Genomic DNA, 14,159 nt, shown 5'->3' on the forward strand with positions numbered 1-14,159 from the left:
ACAAATCTATTATCGACTTAACGCCTCAAACAACCGTTTCACCGTTTTTGCACAGCTGTCGGACTCGATCACAATGTGCGCAGTATTTCGATATAAAGGATCACGGGCATTATAGAGTTCCTGCAATTTAGCAAGCGGGTTCTCTACCTGCAACAAAGGGCGGCTATTATCATAACGGGTCCGTTCTAACAAAACTTCAGGCGTGGCATGAAGATACACGACCGTACCATTTCGTCGCATATTTTGCCTGTTTTCCTCACGCAAAACCGACCCTCCTCCTGTTGATAAAATAATATCCTTCATCGCAGTCAGTTTCTTGAGCATAGCAGTCTCTCGATTGCGAAACCCTTGCTCACCCTCCATCTCAAAGATGAGCGGGATAGACACACCTGATGCCGTACAAATTTCATGATCGCTATCATAAAACGGGCGATCCAACATTTGGGCAATATATCGACCCAAAGTGGTTTTACCGGCACCCATTAAGCCAATTAATATTAAATTACCGTTGATTTTTTCCATAAAAAGCATTTTATACGATACTCAGCATTATTTGTGCTACCCATCAAAACTCATGCCTACCAGCACCACGCATCAATTTGTAACCCATTGACCTTAATCGTTTTTTATTTCAAATTCCTAAAATTCTTTGACTGTTATATTAGACGTACAAATCCCGATTCCCAAATCGAATAAATAAAAAAACGGACAGATATCAAAAAGATATCTGCCCGTTTTTAACTCATTTACTTAATAACGCAAATTACTACCCACGCCATCCATGATGCGAGGCGTTATGAAAATCAACAATTCGCGTCGTTCTTCTTTCTTAGCTCGTGATTTAAACAAGTTTCCTACTACAGGAATATCGCCAAGCAATGGAACTTTATTGATAGTATCGCTATTGTCTTCTTCATAGATACCACCAACAATCAAAGTACCACCATCTTCAACCATAGCCTGAGTATTCAAGTTCTTAGTCTGAATACACTTGGTTATCAAAGAATCTACAGTACAGTCGACCGGAGTATCTTTAGTTATCTTAACGGTCATAATGATTTGACCATCCGGAGTTACATTAGGGGTAACTGTCAGACCCAAAACCGCTTTTTTGAATGAAACCGAAGTCGCACCACTTGAAGAAGCTTCTTGGTAAGGAATTTCGGTACCAGATTCAATCGTAGCTTCTCGACGATCCTGAGTCAGAACGCGCGGATTAGAAATGGTTTTGCTCTTACCAGTTGCTTCAGAAGCAGAGATTTCCAAACCTAATGCACCAGATGACAAGGCTCGTACCAAAGCAATACTGTTCGTTGCTGCTGTAGCAGGCAAGCTTACGTTAGGCTGCAAAGACCAAGTTGGATAAGCAGACTCTCCGCGGAATACTGAGGCGTTAGTATTGTGGTTATTCTGAGCAGCTGACCAATCATTGCCCCAAGAGTTTCTTCCTCTTGCACCAGCAGCACCAAACTTAACGCCCAAATCGCGTGAGAATCCATCTTTTGCTTCTACGATACGCGCTTCAACCATAACTTGACGTGTAGGAACATCCAACTCATCAATCAATTTACGGAATTTCTCGATGACATTTCGATTATCCGTAACAATCAAGGTATTCGTTGCGGGGTCAATCAAAGCACTGCCTCGGCCGCTCAACAAGGTATTGCGACCATTGGAATTGCTACTTCCATTATCTTCCAAACGAAGGATTTTGCGGAACTCCTCCACATTTTTATATTTCAATTGGAAGGTTTGCGAATACAAAGGACCAAGCTCTGCAATTTCTTTTTCTGCTTGCAAGAAGGCCTTATCCTTCGCCAACAATTCATCACGTGGAGCAATATTGATGATATTACCTTGACGACGCATATCCAAATTACGGGCTTGCATTACCAAGTCCAATGCCTGATCCCAAGGCACATCCTTGAGGGATAAAGTCATCTTACCATTTACCGTATCGCTAGCCACAATATTGACGCCGGACTCTTTTGCAAGAATCTGCAAAATAGTACGAACTTCAACATCTTGGAAATCTAGAGAAATTTTACGACCATTGAAAGATTTATTTGCATTACCACCATTCAAACCACGTGACTCCGTATCAGCGGCTTTAGGTAAAATTTCAAAAGTAAAATGCCCTGCTGCCGGCTTAGTACGAACTTCCCAGTTTGAACTATTTCGAATGATCAGCTGAGTATCATTACCGATTCGTTTTAAAGTTATATTTTTTACAGGTGTATTGAAATCGCCCACATCCAAACTACGTTGTGCTTGTGTTGGCAACGGATAGTTTTTCAATGTAATGATGACACGATCACGCTGTTGTTTAATATCAGGCTGTCCAGTAAAAGCCGGAACGCTTAATTCAACAACACCTGAATTGCGCGAGCCTTTACGGAAGTCGATATTAGCGGAATTAGCGACTTGCTTTGCTTTTTCTGACGGAACAGAATCCTGCATAGAAGGTTTATTATTTGATACAGACATTGCAGAATTTCGGTCAGCTGACTCGCTAACAAAAACCCAAACTTCATTACCATGAATTTCAGTATTATATTGGGCAGTTTTATTCAAACCCAACACGATCCGGGAACGGTCATTATTTTGTGCCGCCGTAATCTGATTTAATAACGGATCGGCATACTCCAATACTGATTGAGGCAATCGGATAGTAGTGTTAGCAAAATCAAGTGCAATTCTAGCTGGAGCCGAAGTAACAAAACCGCTCGGACTGGTTACATCACGATCAAAACGGATTTTGATAATTTTTTGACTATCAGGAAGAGTAGATACATTGATATCAGTAATATTACCTGCAAAAGCAGTTTGCACAGCCATGGCTACGCCAATACTGGCAAAAAATTTTGTCATGTGCTTAGTTTTCATAAAGTGAGACCCCTTAATTAATTTGGAATTGCGGCAGATTCGCTTCGAGATTCAGCTGTCGAAGCACCACTTGAACCTTCATCTGACTGTGTACTTAACGGCAATTCAGCCTTTCGATATATCCAGTTACCAGAACTGTCTTCTATTAATTCAGTCAAAGTAATTTTATCCTCAGTAATCGTTTGGATTTTACCGTAATTCTGACCGATATAGTTGCCCGGCATAACGGTATAAACATGTCCATTTACATCGATAAAGCCAGATGTCTTATTATTACCACGCAGAATACCGACATAACGCATATTTTCCAAACTAAATGCTTCCAATGTCTCTTTCTGACGATTCAAATTAGGAGCATTATTCCCCTTGGGTGCATTTTCCAAACGTCGATAGTCAAACGCATTCAACCCATTATATGCTGGAGGAGTATATGCAACTGGCGGAGTAATCGTCGGTGCTTGAAATGGAGTAACCTTAACTTTAGCTTCATCCTGCGTCTGTTTTATCCACATATTTAAATCATCATGAGTGGGGGAACATGCTGCTAAAGACAAAACACCTACGAGTAAGATAGTATTTTTCATGATTTCCCTAATAACTTTTATTTATTGTCAACTTCAGCACCATTCTGCGCATCACTTCCGTTAGCCTGTGCCTCCTTCTGTTTGGCTGCAAGCTCGGCAGCAACTTCTTCTGCAGGACGAGCCTTATAAGTTGTTGCAGTGGCACTCAGTGTCAAAATATCACTTTTGCCCTCTTTACCACTTTTTCCGTCTGCTGCTTGGGAGAGCTTCAGAGATTCCAAAGTAATGATTCGCGATAAACCTCCGACATCACGAGCAAACTGGCTAATCTGATTATGCTTACCCGTAATGGAAATTTCATAGGGTAACTTTTGAATTGGACCATCATTAACCGGAGCTTGAGGGACAACACTATCCAACCGCAAACCATTAGCGGATCCAGCCTGATGCAATTCTTGGATTAAATTAGGAATTTCGGCATCTGTCGGCAGTTGTTTCAACAAAACATCAAAAGCTGAACGGATAGACGCCAACTCCTCCTGAAGGTTATGCAAATTAACAGCCTCAATACTTTTTTTCGTATATGTTTCCTTTAGTTCGGCTTCTTTAGCTTCCTGCGTAGAAAGTGTTTCGAGTTGCTCTTTGAAAATACCAACATATCCTATTGCCAAGACCCCCGCTATTGCCAACCCTGCGATAAATAACTTAGCAGGCATATTTAACAAATAGAGGTTTTGGATATCAATATTTTTTGCTTTACTTACAGACATTTATTTTACCTCTTGCTTCTGTTCGCCAGTTTCAGTCGTGTTCGCGGCTGGATTTTGTACGGGTACTGATGGATGACCTGAATTATTCAACAAAACCTTCAGAGTAAATTCTTGATAATTATCAATTTTCTTAATACTCAGAAGTTCTGGCTGAGCAAAAACCCCAGTGCTTGGCAAAGAACGCATAAACATTGCGATCTTATTATCACTACTTGCTCGACCCGTAATTTTGTAAGATGTCGAACTTTCTGCTTCCAACGCTGTCAGATAAGAGTTATCGGGAGTGACTACATTTAAGCTGTCGATAATATAGGCAGCCTGTGAACGTTTTTCCTGTAACTCTTCTACTTTTTGTTTTTTTGATAGGAAATTTTCTTTTTCTTGCTGCAGTTTTAGAATTTCTCCCAAAGCTTTATCCAGCTTTTCAATTTCCTTCCCTAGAAGGGCATTACGGTCTTCCTGTCTGCTGATTGCATTATTAATTGTCAAATATGTCAACACAAGCAGACCTGCACCTATCAATAACGCCGAAAGCATTAATACTTTAAATTGTTGCTTTTTGCGCTGTTTGATTTCTTCCCTATAAGGAAGAAGGTTAATTTTAACAAATTCAATCATATTACAGTCCCCTTAATGCTAATCCGAATGCTAATGTTAAAGACGGCGCATCAATTTGCAGCTGTGGCAAATCAATTTTATTGTTTCGTTCAGCATATAAAACCGGGTGAATACACTGTGTCGCAGTATTGGTTTGAGAAAAAATACTTTCTGCCAATCCAGCCTGTTGCGATGTAAACCCAGTTAATAAAATATGTTTAATGTTTGAGAAGGTCTCTGTCGTCTGCGTAGTGTAGTAAAACTGCAATACACGTTGGATTTCTTGCGCTACCTGAACGTTAAAGCGATCTGCGACTTGGGTCTGATAATCAGATGGTTTGCTGGATGAAGCTATCATCTGCGCCGCTTTTTCTTCTGTCACTTGATAAGTACGCTGAATCAGTTGATTCAGTTGCTCTGTGCTGACAGGGGTCTCTTGTTTATACAAAATCTGTCCGTTTTGCATCACCAATGCGTACATTTGGGTAGCATGAATGCCAAATACGGCAACTTTTTCATTAGTCAATTCAGGTGCATGATTATTAATCCAAAAAGCATAGGCATTTCTCTGAGCCAAAAGATCCAAATCTAAGGCAGACAGATCAAGTCCTGCATTTTCAAACATTTCAATAACAGGCTCAATATCGTCTTTTCTAGCTGCTACGGTTGTAATCTGCTGCCCCGCCGGGGAAACGGATACGCCGGTCACCTGATAGTCATAACTCATTTCATCAATAGGACCGATTGCTGAAATTTCAGATTCAGCGAACTCGTCCAAATCAAGTTCGGTATCGCGAGGGTTGTAAGTTATGTTCTCTATTGTTGCCAAGCTTTGTGGTACAGCTGCAACAAAGTTCTTACAAGAACTGCGCAATTGCGTATAAGTATGTTGCAAATAGGTGACAAGTTGGTCGTAATCTTGGATTTTGTTACCTTTTACAATATTTTTAGGTAATTTGGTAATAACGTATTTTTCTAGCTGAATTTGGTTTAAACTACGGCCTGTCAGCTGAACCATCTTAATGGCATGCTGGCTGATGTCGATGCCGATAGCGGCTCGGTTGCTTAACCCTCCGGAAGCTTTACTTGCCTTGCTGGTTTTGCTTTTAGGGCTTTTTGATAAGCTAATCATATAATTTCCCTGTATTGTTAGGAGTGAGTAACTGTTTCGATATCCGTAAAGGATTTCTTTTTCTTTGCACAGTAAATACTGTGTTTCACAGAAATCGGTTTCTATTTTACTTTATTTAATGCCAGTGATGGCAAAAATTATTACTTAGTCATGATTAAAAAGATTATAACGACCTGTCTTGGTTTGATATTAGGATTGGCACTCTTCGGTGTCGGCTTGCTCGCTATTGCGATTTTGGTCACATACCCCAAGTTGCCTGCTCTTGATTCTTTACAACACTACCAACCCAAAATGCCCCTCACAGTATATTCTGCCGACGGTCAGATTATTGGGGTTTACGGTGAACAGCGCCGGGAGTTTACAAAAATTGGAGATTTTCCAAAGGTTTTGAAAGACGCTGTTATTGCCGCAGAAGATAAACGTTTCTATGAGCACTGGGGCGTAGACGTAGTAGGCATTGCCCGTGCCGCTATCGGCAACGTAGTCGCCGGCGGTTTGCAATCAGGTGCCAGTACCATTACTCAACAGGTAGCAAAGAACTTCTACTTGAGTAACGAGCGTACATTTACCCGCAAATTCAATGAAGCCCTATTGGCCTATAAAATCGAACAGACGCTTAGTAAGGATCAGATTTTAGAACTGTATTTCAACCAAATCTATTTGGGTCAACGGGCGTACGGTTTTGCCTCTGCCGCTCAAATCTATTTCAACAAAAACGTGAAAGATTTGACTTTGGCTGAAGCATCCATGCTGGCAGGCCTACCTAAAGCACCTTCAGCGTATAACCCCATCGTTAACCCCGAGCGTGCCAAACAGCGCCAAGCCTACATCCTGCGAAACATGCAGGAAGAAAATATGATTACTGCACAACAACGCGATCAAGCTTTGAAAGAAGAGCTGCATTATGAACGTTTTGTGCAAAACATCGACCAAAACGCTCTGTATGTTGCTGAAATGGCACGCCAAGAGTTGTATGAAAAATATGGCGAGGACGCATACACCCAAGGCTTTAAGGTCTACACAACCGTCAATACCGCCAACCAACGTGTTGCTACTGAAGCCCTTAGAAAAGCGTTGCGTAATTTCGACAGAGGCAGCAGTTATCGTGGCGCAGAGAACTACATCGACCTCAGCAAAACTGATGACGTAGAAGAAACTATCAGCCAATATCTTTCTACTTTATATACGGTTGACAAAATGGTCCCTGCCGTTGTTTTGGAAGCCTCTAAAAAAGGAGTTCTGATTCAACTGCCTAGCGGAAAAAGATTCAATCTGAACAGCTACGCACTCGGTTTTGCAGCCCGTGCAGTCAACAACGAAAAAATGGGAGAAGACCGTATTCGTCGCGGTTCCGTCATCCGTGTCAAAGGCGGCGGCAACAATTGGTCTGTCGTTCAAGAACCTCTACTACAAGGCGCTCTGGTCTCATTAGATGCGAAAACAGGTGCCGTGCGTGCATTGGTCGGCGGTTATGACTTCCACAGCAAGACATTTAACCGAGCCACTCAAGCCATGCGCCAACCAGGTTCTACCTTTAAGCCTTTCGTATACTCTGCGGCACTCGCCAAAGGCATGACAGCATCCACCATGATTAATGACGCACCACTCTCCCTGCCGGGTAAAGGTGCCAATGGTTCTGCTTGGAATCCTAAAAACTCAGACGGCCGTTATGCAGGCTATATCACCCTGCGCCAAGCATTGACCGCCTCTAAAAACATGGTTTCCATCCGAATCTTGATGTCCATCGGTATCGGATACGCGCAACAATACATCCAACGTTTCGGCTTCAAACCGTCCGAAATCCCTGCCAGCCTGTCTATGGCGCTTGGTACCGGTGAAACAACACCATTGCGTGTCGCTGAAGCATATAGCGTCTTTGCCAATGGCGGTTACAAAATTTCCGCATACGTCATCGACAAGATTTATGACAGCGAAGGTCGTCTGAAAGCACAAATGCAACCTCTTGTTGCAGGTGAAAACGCTCCTCAAGCCATCGACCCGCGTAACGCATACATCATGTACAAAATCATGCAAGACGTTGTCCGTGTCGGTACTGCGCGAGGTGCCTCCGCACTTGGCCGTTCCGATATCGCCGGTAAAACCGGTACGACGAACGACAATAAAGATGCATGGTTCGTCGGCTTCAACCCAAGTATTGTCACTGCCGTATACATCGGCTTTGACAAACCGCGCAGCATGGGCCGCGCAGGTTACGGCGGCACGATTGCCGTTCCAGTCTGGGTCGATTACATGCGCTTCGCGCTCAAAGGCGTAGAAAACAAAGGCATGAAAGCACCGGCAGGTATCGTAAACAGCGGCGGCGAATACTATATGAAAGAACGTATGACCACCAGCTCCGATATCACTCTGGACAATAGCGGTACCGTTCCACGCCCTGCACAACAACCTTCCCGACAACAACGCCCGGCCAATGCTAACACTGCCGCAACGCCTGATAGCGATCGGGATGGCGGAGACCGCGGTCGCGGTGATTTGCAAGAAACGCCGGTACAGCCAAGCAATGTTAACAATCGACAATTAGACTCGCTGTTCTAATTACACCGGTCAAAAGGTCGTCTGAAACCCGAATCAGGAATTTCAGACGACCTTTTTATATGTAGCAGCACAATCTCAATTCATTGCCATGTGAACAAGATAGAAAAATTCACTTTAAACCGATACAGCATTGCCTCATCCGAGCCTAAAGCGGAGAGTTTCCCAAAATGCTAAAAAAAACCAGTTTCATGTCATCTGCACTGCTCATCAAACTTATCCCCTACCCCTTGATTTCAAATTACCTCGCCACACTAGATTCTGCCCCTTCCACTCACCCCATCAATCAAACGAATTGTATAGTGGACTAACTTTAAACCAGTACGGCGTTGCCTCGCCTCGCCTTGCCGTACTATCTGTACTGTCTGCGGCTTCGTCGCCTTGTCCTGATTTAAAGTTAATCCACTATAAAAACAACAAGGTCGTCTGAAACATGATCCAACATTTTCAGACGACCTTTTTGGGTTTATCTATTTCAAAGCAACATACACGGCAGTAAGACGATTTTGTTCCCTCACCCTGCAAGACAATAAACGGATTTGCGTCCCGTCAATGCAGACCATACTACGACCGATTACAATGACTCGGAATTTTCCGGATTTCCGATATTCAAGTTGTCCATTTCTTCTTGATGCGTAGCAAACCATCCGCCGACGACTTGGTTGACTTCTTCTATGCCTTGCTTTTTAAGGCTGGAAAATAGTTGTACGCTGATGCGTTGACGGGTCATATAGGGCTTGAGAGATTTTTTGACTGCGCCTAAAGTTTTGATTTGCTCGTTTTTCGACAGCTTGTCGGCTTTCGACAACAAAATATGCACAGGGCGGCCAGTGATATGGAAAAAGTCCAGCATCCGCAAATCTAGCTCTTTCAATGGGTGGCGCGCATCCATAATCAACACCAAGCCGATGAGCTGGCGTCGTTGTTGGAGATAGTCGCCCAAGAGTTTGACCCAATGCGTACGGATGGCTTCGGGAACTTGCGCATAACCGTAACCCGGCAAATCGACCATGAAGCTGCCATTGCTCAATTCGAAGAAATTGATGTGTTGGGTTCGACCTGGCGTTTTGGAGACGTAAGCGAGCCGGACATGATTGGTCAGGGTATTAATCGCGCTGGATTTGCCTGCGTTGCTTCGTCCGACAAATGCGATTTCTGCGGGCGTGTCGGGCAGGTCTTTGAGATGGTTGACGGTGGTGAAGAATTTGGCGTTCTGAAAGAGGTTCATCCGTATTTCCTTGTTTCCTAGGATGGAGTGGCAGAATTTGCCGTGTCCATGTTGCGAAACATGGTAGTAATTTAATGTAAATCTAGTATAGAATAGCACGTTTATAGAATTATCGGTTTTTATCGGGTAAAATTTATCCGGCGTTTTGAGTATAAAAAAGGCATTGTCGCGGTATGCAATGCTGTAATCAGGAGCACTCCATGAAACGATTGACTTTAGCGGCCTTGGTTTTGGCTGCCGGCGCGGCTGTCGCTGCCCCGAAAGCGGATATTGCAAAAGGCAAAGAAGTGGCTACTACCATTTGTGCGGCATGTCATGCTGCGGACGGCAACAGCGGCATCGCCATGTATCCCAAGCTCGCCGCGCAACACAGTGCCTATATCTACCGTCAAACCTTGGATATTAAAGAAGGCAAACGTACAAACGGTTCCGCCGCTGTGATGAAACCTATGGTGATGAACCTGTCCGAGCAAGACATCCTGAATGTATCTGCATTCTATGCCAAACAACAGGCCAAATCCGGCGAGGCTAACCCGAAACAAAATGATCCTGTTTTGGGCGGCAAAATCTACCGAGGCGGTTTGGTGGATAAAAAAGTTCCTGCCTGTATGTCCTGCCACGGCCCCAGCGGCGCGGGCATTCCGGGCGGCGGTACCGAAATCGGCGCATATCCGCGCTTAGGCGGCCAACATATGTCTTATGTGGTCGATCAAATGAAGGCTTATAAATCCGGACAACGCAAAAACGCGATTATGGAAGATATTGCCAAACGCCTGACCGAAGAAGAGTTGAATGCGGTTTCCAACTTCATCCAAGGTCTGCATTGATTCCTATCAATCCGTCTGTTTGCGGATGATGTGAATATCAAGGTCGTCTGAAAACGCTTGCCCTTGGGCGGTTGTTTTCAGACGACCTTGTGCGATGGTATGCCGCCGCTTTTGAGGCAATAAGTATTTTCAAATGGCAGCCTTTGGCTTTTTGCCCCATCATGTCTATTTTTCGTGCCGTTCGATAATCGGGTCTCTTCCGAATCCCGACCTTCCCCGTATTCTTTATCAAATCAAACCGCTATGAGCAAATCCCCTTCATCCGTCCCCCTTATCCACAAACCTTGGTTCGCTTTTTTAAGCTCCATGCGTTTTGCCGTTGCCTTGCTCAGCCTTTTGGGCGTCGCTTCGGTTATCGGGACGGTGTTGCAGCAAAACCAGCCGCAGGTCAATTATGTCGTGAAATTCGGCCCGTTTTGGTCACAGATTTTCAACTTTTTAGGCTTGTACGATGTTTATGCGTCCGCTTGGTTTGTGGTCATCATGATGTTTTTGGTGATATCGACCAGCTTGTGTCTGATTCGCAATGTTCCGCCTTTCCTTCGTGAAATCAAATCATTCCGTGAAAACGCCAAAGAAAAATCATTGGCAGCGATGCGCCATTCGACCGTTTTGGAAGGCAAGATGTCGTCTGAAATCGCCCAGCGTTATCTCGAAGTACAAGGTTTCAGCTGCAAAACCGTAACGCGCGAAGACGGATCGGTTTTGGTTGCCGCCAAAAAAGGGGCGATGAACAAGTGGGGCTATATTTTTGCCCATACCGCGCTGATTGTGATTTGCTTGGGCGGCTTGATAGACAGCAACCTTCTGCTGAAAATCGGTATGCTGACCGGACGCGTCGTACCGGACAATCATTCCGTCTATGCCAAAGACTTCAAACCGGAAAGCATTTTGGGTACGTCGAACCTGTCGTTCCGCGGCAATGTGAACATTACCGAAGGGCAAAGTGCGGACGTGGTCTTCCTCAACGCTGACAACGGAATGTTGGTTCAGGATTTGCCGTTTGATGTGAAGCTGAAGAAGTTCCACATCGACTTTTACAATACCGGTATGCCGCGTGATTTTGCCAGCGATTTGGAAATTACCGACAAGGAAAGCGGCAAAAAATCCGAACACACCATCCGCGTCAACCATCCGCTGACGCTGCACGGCATCACCATCTATCAAGCGAGCTTTGCCGACGGCGGCTCCGATTTGAAGTTCAAAGCCTGGAATTTGGGCAACCCAAGCCGCGAGCCGGTTACGCTCAGGGCAACGTCTATGCGCGACTTCCCGCTCGACATCGGCAATACGTCCTACAAGCTGGAGTTTGACCAATTCACGTCCATGAACGTAGAAGACATGGGTAAGTCGTCTGAAAAAGAGCAAACCCTGCAATCAGCGATTAACGACGTGCGCGCCGTGTCCCAAGAGAACAAAAAATACACCAACATCGGTCCGTCCGTTGTTTACCGAATCCGCGACAAAGCGGGGCAGGCTGTCGAATATAAAAACTACATGCTGCCGGTTAAACAAGAACAGGATTATTTCTTCATTACCGGCACACGCACAGGTCTGGAACAACAATACCGTTGGCTGCGCATTCCTGCCGATAGAACCTCCAAACCCGATACCTTCATGGCGATGCGCGAACTCTTGAAAGACGAAACCGCACGCAAAACCGTCATCCAAAACGCGACCTTGAACGCGCCCGAAAACATCCGCGAGCAATTTACCCTTGCCGCCGAAAATACCTTGGGCATTTTTGCGAAAGGCGGCTATTTGGCGTTGGACGAATTTATCACCAAAAACATCCCCAAAGAGCAGCAGGAAAAAATGCAGGGATATTTTTACGAAATGCTGTTCGGCGTTATGAACGCCGTATTGGAAGAAACCATCCAAAAATACAAACTGACCGAGTGGCCTCAAGACGAAGCGCGCAACCGCTTCCTGCTGCACAGTATGGACGCCTACACCGGTCTGACCGAATATCCTGCACCCATGCTCCTGCAACTCGACGGCTTTGAAGAAGTCCGCTCCTCCGGCTTGCAAATGACCCGCTCGCCCGGTGCATTTTTAGTCTATTTAGGCTCTGTTTTGCTGGTTCTCGGCACGATATTTATGTTCTACATCCGCGAGAAACGCGCGTGGGTCCTGTTTTCAGACGACCGCATCCGCTTTGCCATGTCTTCCAGCCGTAACGAACGCGACCTGCAAAAAGAGTTTCCGCAACATACACAAAGCCTGCAACGACTGGCGAAAGATTTGAACCATGACGCATAACCATAACCCCCTACCCGAACACGAGCTGCTGACGCACAAATCGTTCCTCAAGTCCCTGAATACGGTTGACTGCATATTCGCCCTCTTGACCGCAGCCGGCGCATTCTTCGCCCAAACCCGCATCCAGCACACCATGGACATCTACGAAATGGTGATTTTGTGGGCAAGCGCGGGCATTACCGTCTTTTTAGGCTGGTTTTTCAAACCCATGCGCTGGTTTGTACCTTTGTGTGCCGTCCTCGCATACGGCGCAGTCATGCTCTACGATGGCGAAATCAAACACGCCGACGACTTCCTGCTCAAATACTTCCTCAGCAGCCAGTCTGCGATTATGTGGCAATGCGCCTTCATCTTCTTCGCACTTTTTGCCTACATCGCCGGCGCCGTGTTGGCACAACGCAAAAATGTCGCCACCAACACCCTGCTCGGCATGGGTTCTGTATTCGCTTGGGTATCCGCCGTCGCAGGCTTTACCGGACTTTTAGTGCGCTGGCACGAAAGCTACCTCTTGCGCCCTGACGCAGGACACATCCCCGTTTCCAACCTCTACGAAGTCTTCATCCTCTTCCTCGTCATCACCGCCCTGATGTACCTCTACTACGAAGCCCGTTTCGCCGTACAAAAACTCGGCGGCTTCGTCTTCAGCTTCATGGCGATCGTCGTCGGCTTCGTCCTTTGGTACAGCTTTTCCCGCGAAGCACACACCATCCAACCCCTGATTCCCGCCCTGCAATCATGGTGGATGAAAATCCACGTCCCCGCCAACTTCATCGGCTACGGCGCATTCTGTATCGCCGCCATGCTCGGCATCGCCGAACTTTGGGCATTGAAAAACGAAAACGCCGGCAAAAAATCATGGCTACCGCATTCGCAAGTCATCGAAGAAGTCATGTATAAAGCCATCGCCGTCGGCTTTCTGTTCTTCACCATCGCCACCATCCTCGGCGCACTGTGGGCTGCCGACGCATGGGGACGCTACTGGAGCTGGGACCCGAAAGAAACTTGGGCATTCATCGTCTGGCTCAACTACGCCGTCTGGCTGCACCTGCGCCTTGTCGCAGGCTGGCGCGGCAAAATCCTCGCATGGTGGGCAGTGATCGGACTCTTTGTTACCGCCTTCGCCTTCATCGGCGTCAACATGTTCCTGAGTGGCCTGCACTCTTACGGCACCTTGTAAGCGTCAAAGCACAATAAAGAAAGGTCGTCTGAAAAGCTTTAGCGCAACCCGCAAAGCATTTTTCAGACGACCTTTCCACACCATCAGCCACAACACTATAAAATCACACAAAACACCTCCCAATATCCCTCCTCTTCCTATTGAAACACCCCTTCCGATACACCATAATTCCATCTATAAGGCCGATCACGCAAAACGCGTGT

11 protein-coding genes and 1 pseudogene are annotated in these 14,159 nt (G+C 45.7%); 4 read left to right on the forward strand and 8 right to left on the reverse strand.

Features of this window, described 5'->3' with window-relative positions:
- Positions 1-9 precede the first annotated feature (9 nt).
- From ACMYUL_RS03795 to pilM, 6 genes are all read right to left on the reverse strand, one after another.
- The gene (locus tag ACMYUL_RS03795) at positions 10-522 is read right to left on the reverse strand and encodes a shikimate kinase (protein ID WP_342031445.1); all 513 of its coding nucleotides are present in this window, start codon (positions 520-522) and stop codon (positions 10-12) included.
- A 228-nt stretch (positions 523-750) separates the two neighbouring features.
- Positions 751-2,886, reverse strand: coding sequence for a type IV pilus secretin PilQ (gene pilQ, locus ACMYUL_RS03800; protein ID WP_342031444.1), 2,136 nt, complete (start codon positions 2,884-2,886; stop codon positions 751-753).
- Between the two features lie 17 nt (positions 2,887-2,903).
- Positions 2,904-3,470, reverse strand: coding sequence for a pilus assembly protein PilP (locus ACMYUL_RS03805; protein ID WP_003765902.1), 567 nt, complete (start codon positions 3,468-3,470; stop codon positions 2,904-2,906).
- Positions 3,471-3,487: 17 nt separating this feature from the next.
- Entirely contained in the window at positions 3,488-4,180 is a 693-nt protein-coding gene (locus ACMYUL_RS03810; RefSeq protein WP_003765893.1) for a type 4a pilus biogenesis protein PilO, read from the reverse strand.
- Positions 4,181-4,798 (reverse strand): PilN domain-containing protein, encoded by a 618-nt coding sequence (locus ACMYUL_RS03815; RefSeq protein ID WP_003759517.1) that lies wholly within the window; start codon positions 4,796-4,798, stop codon positions 4,181-4,183.
- 1 nt (position 4,799) lies between these two features.
- Positions 4,800-5,909, reverse strand: coding sequence for a type IV pilus assembly protein PilM (pilM, locus tag ACMYUL_RS03820; RefSeq protein ID WP_342031443.1), 1,110 nt, complete (start codon positions 5,907-5,909; stop codon positions 4,800-4,802).
- Positions 5,910-6,059: 150 nt separating this feature from the next.
- Between pilM and ACMYUL_RS03825 the strand changes: the two genes are divergently transcribed.
- Complete coding sequence (locus tag ACMYUL_RS03825) at positions 6,060-8,465, forward strand: penicillin-binding protein 1A (RefSeq protein ID WP_342031442.1); 2,406 nt, start codon at positions 6,060-6,062, stop codon at positions 8,463-8,465.
- Positions 8,466-8,759: 294 nt separating this feature from the next.
- On the opposite strand, the pseudogene ACMYUL_RS03830 reads toward ACMYUL_RS03825, so the two are convergent.
- Positions 8,760-8,872, reverse strand: a pseudogene (locus ACMYUL_RS03830) (IS5/IS1182 family transposase); the annotation flags it as partial.
- Positions 8,873-9,036: 164 nt separating this feature from the next.
- Positions 9,037-9,690 carry a ribosome biogenesis GTP-binding protein YihA/YsxC gene (gene yihA, locus ACMYUL_RS03835; protein WP_045073544.1) on the reverse strand — a complete coding sequence of 218 codons (654 nt, stop codon included), beginning with the start codon at positions 9,688-9,690 and terminating at the stop codon, positions 9,037-9,039.
- Between the two features lie 200 nt (positions 9,691-9,890).
- Here yihA and ACMYUL_RS03840 point away from each other — a divergent pair, with 200 nt between their 5' ends.
- The 3 genes from ACMYUL_RS03840 to ccsB all read left to right on the forward strand — a co-directional run bounded on the left by ACMYUL_RS03840 (position 9,891) and on the right by ccsB (position 13,956).
- Positions 9,891-10,517: a c-type cytochrome gene (locus ACMYUL_RS03840; protein WP_003759506.1), complete on the forward strand. Its 627-nt coding sequence runs from the start codon at positions 9,891-9,893 to the stop codon at positions 10,515-10,517.
- Between the two features lie 306 nt (positions 10,518-10,823).
- Positions 10,824-12,779 carry a cytochrome c biogenesis protein ResB gene (locus ACMYUL_RS03845; protein ID WP_415772866.1) on the forward strand — a complete coding sequence of 652 codons (1,956 nt, stop codon included), beginning with the start codon at positions 10,824-10,826 and terminating at the stop codon, positions 12,777-12,779.
- Positions 12,769-13,956, forward strand: a complete 1,188-nt coding sequence (gene ccsB, locus ACMYUL_RS03850) for a c-type cytochrome biogenesis protein CcsB (RefSeq protein ID WP_415772138.1) — start codon at positions 12,769-12,771, stop codon at positions 13,954-13,956. The genes ACMYUL_RS03845 and ccsB overlap by 11 nt, the downstream gene beginning before the upstream one ends.
- Positions 13,957-14,159 lie beyond the last annotated feature (203 nt).

The sequence above is a fragment of the Neisseria sp. CP9 genome (assembly GCF_047758525.1).
Taxonomy (GTDB): Bacteria; Pseudomonadota; Gammaproteobacteria; order Burkholderiales; family Neisseriaceae; genus Neisseria.